2 protein-coding genes are annotated in these 7257 nt (G+C 50.4%); both read left to right on the top strand.

Translation table 11 applies throughout. The features are described 5' to 3' along the window. Positions 1-244 precede the first annotated feature (244 nt). Positions 245-1423 (top strand): iron-containing alcohol dehydrogenase, encoded by a 1179-nt coding sequence (locus tag ACLUYS_RS08630; protein ID WP_230268231.1) that lies wholly within the window; start codon positions 245-247, stop codon positions 1421-1423. A gap of 376 nt (positions 1424-1799) precedes the next feature. Then, positions 1800-6818: a glycosyl hydrolase family 95 catalytic domain-containing protein gene (locus ACLUYS_RS08635; protein WP_412659613.1), complete on the top strand. Its 5019-nt coding sequence runs from the start codon at positions 1800-1802 to the stop codon at positions 6816-6818. Positions 6819-7257 lie beyond the last annotated feature (439 nt).

The raw sequence follows: 7257 nt of genomic DNA on the forward strand, positions 1-7257 counted from the left end.
TTAGCGTATCTAATATTCAGTCTCGCGTATACCCGTCGATTGTTTGACACTTACAGCGGATCAAAAGGCAAGAACGTCTTCTTTGTGGAAGAAATCCAGAAGGCCCGGAAGCGGGGATGGATGCGCGTTTGAGGCAAAGCGGTTCGTTGTGTCCCGGAAAGGGAACTGCTATTCTGAATTTCAGGGGATATGAAAAACGGAGGAATCTATGGATTCTCTCCATCCCCAAAAAGGAAAATACGAAATGGATAATTTTATTTATAATCTGCCGACCAAAGTATATTTTGGTCCCGATCAGCTCCAGCATCTTGGCGAGGAGGCTGCAAAGTACGGCAAGAACGTACTGTTCTGTTATGGAGGCGGTTCGATCAAGAAGAACGGTCTGTATGACAAAGCCATGGCTTCCCTGAACGAAGCGGGTCTTCACGTAACCGAACTCAGCGGGATTGAGCCAAACCCGAAAATTGAGTCCGTGTACAAAGGGGCTGAATTATGCAAGGAAAACCACATCGACTGCGTCGTTGCGGTCGGCGGCGGATCAGTCATTGACTGCGCCAAAATTATCGCGGCTGCCGCCTGTGTGGATTTTGATCCCTGGGAATTTTTCTCGAAGAAAACTCCAATTGAAAAAGCACTTCCGGTAATTGATGTGCTCACTCTGGCAGCCACCGGAACGGAAATGGATGACTGCGCCGTGATTTCCAACCCTGAAACGGTGGATAAAATGGGTGCGGCGTCTCCGGCTCTGATCCCGAAGGTTTCCTTCATGGATCCAGCCGTTACCTTCTCTGTTCCGGCCTATCAGACGGCAGCGGGCAGTGCAGATATTCTGAACCATATTATGGAAGACTATTTCGCACCGCGTCCGAATCTCTTCATGCTGGACCGGTTCATGGAAGGACTGATGCAGACGGTGATCCGCTACGCACCGATCGCTATGGAAGATCCCGAAAACTACGAAGCCAGAGCCAATCTGATGTGGGCGTCGTCGTGGGCCATTAACGGCTTCAACCGCGGTGCCAATCCGAAAGTCTGGTCGATGCATCCCATTGAACATCAGCTGACAGCCAACTACGGCATTACCCACGGTCATGGTCTGGCCATCGTCACCCCGCGCTATCTGCAGTACGTTCGAAATGAAAAGACCATGCCGCGTCTGGTGGAGTTTGGCGTTCGGGTATGGGGCATTGATCCAGCGCTGAGCGATGACGAAATTGTGGATCAGGCGATCGCGAAAACAGAAAACTTCCTGTTTGATCAGCTGAAGCTGACCGACAATCTGAAGGGGTTTGGCGTCAGTGAAGACCGCTTTGATGCCATGGCAGAGAAAGCCTGCAAGAAGGGGATTATCCATGGATTTTTCGATCTGGGCAAAGAAGACATCAAGGCCATTTATCAGGCCTGCATGGAACCGCATGCCTGAAGCTGCGTAAACCATCGGATCATTCAAACCGGGATTAACGCTATCCCGTAAATAAAAATCACTGTATAAGACGTGTTAAAACTATCCATCAGTTCTGTAAGAATTGGCGATGGGGAGCTTTTATTGTGCGGGCAAAATTTCATTGACACTGTTTCTTTTTCTGACGGAGAGCAGACGGAAGGTAAAGAAAACAAACCATAGCTCAGAAAAAACTGATTTGGAAGGCGGAGAGTTTCAAAAACAGGCTTAATTCAAACGCTTACATCCCCTATACTGTTATCAAGGCAAATCTGTCTTCTCATTCGGGCGAAATTTCGGAAGACGGAGGTAGCCATACGTTTTTTATGAGAAAAATGACAAACGGAAAGGAAATTCTATGAGTAAAAAGTTTTTTAAACGCTGCTCAGCATCCCTTCTTGCGGCTGCTATGTCTGCGGGCTTGATTACTCCTGCCCTTGCGGCAGATCCTCAGACTCCGGAAGAACCTTCACAGGGAAACTCTGAAGCAGCAAGCCTTCCGAAAAATGAGATCTTTTTTGATGAACCGGCAAGCCAGGGCAATCTTCCTGGGGGAGCAGGTGCATGGGCAGGAAGCTATGAGGGTGCGAACCGCTGGCAGCAGCGGATTCTGCCAATCGGCAACTCCCTGATGGGCGGCAGCGTCTATGGCGAATACGATTGCGAGCGCATTGTGCTCAACCAGAAAACTGTATGGAACGGCGGACCTTCCAGCAAACGTCCAGACTACAACGGCGGCAATATCGCTTCCGTAGACGGAACCTCGATGTCAGAGATTTATAAGGAAGCGGTAGAAAAGTTTAAAACCAATGCAAGTGATCGCGACGCCTGGGCTAACAAGCTGGTTGGTTCTTCCAATGGATATGGTTCCTATCAGCGCCTTGGCGATATTTATATTAATATGGACCGCGATTACCTCAGCGAAGAATGGGAAGAGTACTGGAGACAGTACTGGGCGACCGGTACAGAGAAAATTGACGACCGCGACACATCCATTACCTATACAGGATGGAATGACTGGGCCAAAGGCGAATCCTGGTATGAGGGCACGGAAAAATATACGGAAACGGTAGGGGCCACGCTGGAAATGAAGTTTACCGGTGTTGCCATTCGAATGATCGGCTGCTCTAACAACACCATGGGCTACATGGATGTTTCCATTGACGGTAAAACAGTTGCTGAAAATGTCGACCTGAAAGCCATTGGCGGCGGAGACGGGCAGACTCTCTTCTCGATTGCGGATCTTGAAGAAGGCGAACACACGATTAAGATCGTCAATAAAGAACCTCTTTCCGGCACCGCAAAGAAGATTTCCTACGACTATTTTGAAGTGAAATCTTCGAGCGCCTCTTCAACGCAGACACAGGAACTCGATCTCAATCCAGGCAACGCTTCCGAAACCGGTATTCAATATACTGGCGGCTGGGGTACCTGGGATCGTACAAATGATACGGGAAACGGTGTTGGCTGGCTGAACAAAGATGAGATGTTCATCGAAAACAGTTCTGGCGCATCCATTGAATACACCTTTACTGGAACTGGTATTGCCCTGTACGGCGGTAAACACAGTGCAGACAATATGGGTTCTTTTACGTGGAAAATTGATGACGGCGAAGCGAATACGGTGAACACGAAAAAAGACTCTGGAAATATTGAAATTGTTGAACTCTTCTCTGACCAGAATCTGACGAATGGCGAGCATACCGTAACGATTACCGGCGTGTCCGGAAAACTGTCTTTGGACCGTCTGGTTGTCACAAGTGTGGCAACAGGCGAAGACACTGGACCGCAGAAACCTTCCACAGAACCGGAAACCCATACGGAAGCGACGAACTATCGGCGCTGGCTGAATATCGATGATTCGATCGCCGGTGTGGAATACGATCGTGACGAAACACATTACACGCGTGAATACCTTGCTTCTCATCCGGACAACGTGATCGCAATCAAGATGACTGCCTCAGGCGCGAAAAAACTCGATTTCGACTATTCTCTGCCTTTCTCGGCTACCGAGGATAACAATTACGGAAAAACAGAAACCGTTACGGGAACAATCTCGGCAGACGGCAAGACAGGCAACCTGATTACCACGGGTGAAATGCGCGATAACCAGATGAAACTGGCCGCTTCTTCCCGCGTGATCGTGAACGCCGGAACGGTAACCTATAACGAAGATCATGAGCGGCTGGAAATTCGCGGCGCAACGGAAGCAGTGATTTATGTCAGTGCGGCAACCGACTACGAAGATAATTATCCAACCTATCGAACCCGTGAAACGGATGAGCAGGTTCTGGCCCGTGCCCAGCGCGATGTCGATGGAGCAACGGCCAAAGGCTATGACAAAGTCAAAGCGGATCACGAAGCCGACTATAAGAACATTTACGATCGCGTAAAACTGAATCTTGGTCAGACCAAACCGGATCTTGCCAACGACGACCTGCTCGCAGCGTATAACGCCAGCAACTCCACTCTGACCGAAAGCGAAAAACGGTACTGCGAACAGCTGCTGTTCCAGTACGGCCGCTATTTGCAGATTTCTTCTTCCCGTGAAAACGCCGAAGGACGAGACGATCAGGACCTGCCGGCAAACCTGCAGGGTGTATGGAGCATTTATGACGGAGCAGTGGGCAATGTTCCATGGGGCGCTGACTACCATATGAACGTTAACATGCAGATGAACTACTGGCCGACCTATTCTGCAAACATGGCGGAGTGCGCGATTCCGATGATCGATTATGAAGACGGTCTGCGTGAACCAGGACGCGTTACCGCATCGACTTATTTTGGTATCGATAACTCGGACGGCAAGCAGAACGGCTACACCGCCCATACACAGAACACGCCGTTTGGCTGGACTTGCCCAGGCTGGGCCTTCAGCTGGGGCTGGTCGCCGGCAGCTGTACCCTGGATGCTTCAGAACGTATATGAATACTATGAATACGGACAGGACGTTGACTATCTGAAGGAAAAGATTTTCCCAATGATGGATGAACAGGCGAAACTGTACGAACAGATTCTTACCGAAATCACTTATGATAACGGCAAGACCCGCCTGGCCACTGCGCCATCCTATTCTGCTGAACACGGACCGTACACAGCAGGCAACGTTTACGAAAATACACTGTACTGGCAGCTGTTTAACGACTGCTGCGAAGCCGCTGAAGCGATTAACGCCAAATATCCCAACACAGTAAGCGCAGAGCGCATTGCCAAGTGGCAGGATATTATGGAAAAACTGGATCCGATCGAAGTCGGAGCCAGCGGACAGATTAAAGAATGGTATAACGAAACGACGCTCGGTTCTCTGGGAGAACGCGGACACCGGCATATGTCCCATCTGCTTGGATTGTTCCCAGGCGATCTGATCAACAGCGATAATCCGACCTATCTCGAGGCCGCAAAAGTATCTCTGCGTGACCGCGGCGATAACGCGACCGGCTGGGGCATGGGTCAGCGCCTGAACGCATGGGCTCGTGTTAAAGACGGCAACCATGCAATGACTCTGATCAAGAGTCTGTTCAAAAACGGCATGTATGTGAACTTCTGGGATGCTCACGCGCCGTTCCAGATTGACGGAAACTTCGGCTATACCTCTGGTATCGTTGAAATGTTAATGCAGTCCAATGCGAGCACGATCGAACTGCTCCCTGCCATTCCTGACGAATGGGCAGACGGCTCGGTAGACGGAATTGTCGCCCGCGGCAATTTCGAACTCGATCTCGACTGGGAAGACGGTGAACTTACCGATGTTGAAGTTCTTTCCAAGAGCGGAAATGTCTGCAAGCTCAACAACCCGGCGATCAGACCGGAAACCGTAGCCGTAGTCGACTCTGAAGGAAACAATGTGGAGGTTACAGCGGTTGAAGGCAAAGATCACGCCATTCAGTTCGATACCGAAGCCAATGAAACCTACACCCTGACCGTAAAAGAAGTGGAAGCCTCCAGCGTTTCGATGAGCGCAACTGCTGAAACCATAACGGCCGGCACGCCAGTTACGTTCACTCTGAATGCGACACCAGAAGGCGCCGCCATTAAGAGTGCGACCTGGAGTGCTGTCGATGCACAGAATGCAGCCGTTGCAGGCGTAACCGTTACACCGGCAGCCAACGGCGCATCCGCATCCGTAAGCGTAGATGCATCGGTAGCCAACGGCACCGTCATCACCGTTAAAGCAGCGAATGTAAATGGAAATGCATCCCTTACTGCCAGCAAGACCATTACCGTTCTGGCAGCCGATGCCAAGACGATCATCGAACTGGGCAAACACAAATTTGTCACAACACTCCCGTCCACAGGCGAACTGGAAACACAGGATGGCGAACAGGTTCTCACAGGCTCTATGGACCTGAACGATCCAGAACGCAAAGTGACAAACGCCTTGACCAGCGGCGGCAGCTACACCGTCAGCGCCCGTCTGTATGTTCCAGATGATGTATACGATAAATCCGCAGGCGTATCGGATGATGGAAAATACAACTCCATCGTATCGATTGGCGATGACGCGTTCGCGATGCGTTTCTATACGTATCTGAACAATGACACCACCTTCTTCCAGGCTTACGTGAAAACGGATTCCGGCTGGAAGACTGCGGGAAGTGAAGACCAGCTTCCAACGGACTTCTTCAATGCCTGGCATGAAGTAAGTGCTGTCTATAACAGCGAAGATCACACCATCACGACCGTGATCGACGGCAGACAGATCGCTCAGGTTGACGCACCCGGCACTCTGTCCAGTTCAGACAAAGCTGTTGAAATTGGCCATATGTCCGATAAACCGGATCGTAAGAACGATCTGAAGTTCTCCAACATCAAGATCGTGAACAAAGCCCTGACGCCAGCAGAAATCCAGGCTGCTGCCGATGGTACAAGTACGCTTGAAGAAGAAAACGTACTGCTCTGGCTCGACTTTGCAGGACCAGCCGATGAAGCGCGCACCGCTCTCAATGCGGATCTGACCGAAGCCAATAAGCTCGTCGAAACGGATTACACCCCGGCAAGCTGGGAAGCCTTTGCGGATGCCAAAGAAAAAGCCGCTTCCATGAACAGCATTTATGCGACAGCGAAAAACCTGATGGATGCCAAAGCGGAACTGAAAGCCGCAAAAGACGCACTGGTACCAGCTGCCGCAGCTACCGTGGATACCACCCAGCTGAAGACCGCCAAAGATAAAGGCGCCCAGCTGAATTTGGCTGATTTCCACATGACCGAAGCCGAAAAGACCGCGTTCAACGCTCTGCTTGGCCAAGCACAGGCTCTCATCACGACGCCGACCACGCAGGAAGCAGTCAATGCGAAAGCCAAAGCGGTAAACGATGCGATTCTCGCTCTGCGCAAAACACCGAAAGCGTCCGCGCTTGGCGCTTTGAAAGGTGAATAGGCAGCCGGAATAAGCAAGCAGCCGGAATAAGCAAAAGGAAAGGAGAGTCGGGAACGATCGTAGGGATCGTTTGAAGGAATAAAGGGTATTCGAAGGAATAAAGGATAAATGGAAGAGGAAAAGAGAGTTATCTAAAATACGCCTCTTTTCCGTTCCTTCCTTCCGCTTCGTTCGCTCATGCCAATCCCCTCTCTCCAAAACTGCTCGATTTCAATAAGGCTTTAAAAGAAAAAAACGAAGGGACTGTCGATCCCGCTGATGATTCGTATCAGCAGGACGACAGTCCCTTTTGCGTAATCACAGGAAGTCACAGCGGTTCTGGAAAGCCGTGCACAGCCTTCTCTGGCTAAATTCATTTTTGCGGACTGCCTGAATGGTTTTCGCTAAGTAAGTGTCAAACAATCGACGGGTATACGCGAGACTGAATATTAGATACGCT

It is taken from the genome of Allobaculum sp. (assembly GCF_047010065.1).
Lineage (GTDB): Bacteria > Bacillota_I > Bacilli_A > Erysipelotrichales > Erysipelotrichaceae > Allobaculum > Allobaculum fili.

Excerpts from the sequence above, each read along its gene's own strand:
- ACLUYS_RS08630 (WP_230268231.1), top strand. The coding sequence starts at position 245 with ATGGATAATTTTATTTATAATCTGCCGACCAAAGTATATTTTGGTCCC.
- ACLUYS_RS08635 (WP_412659613.1), top strand. The coding sequence starts at position 1,800 with ATGAGTAAAAAGTTTTTTAAACGCTGCTCAGCATCCCTTCTTGCGGCT.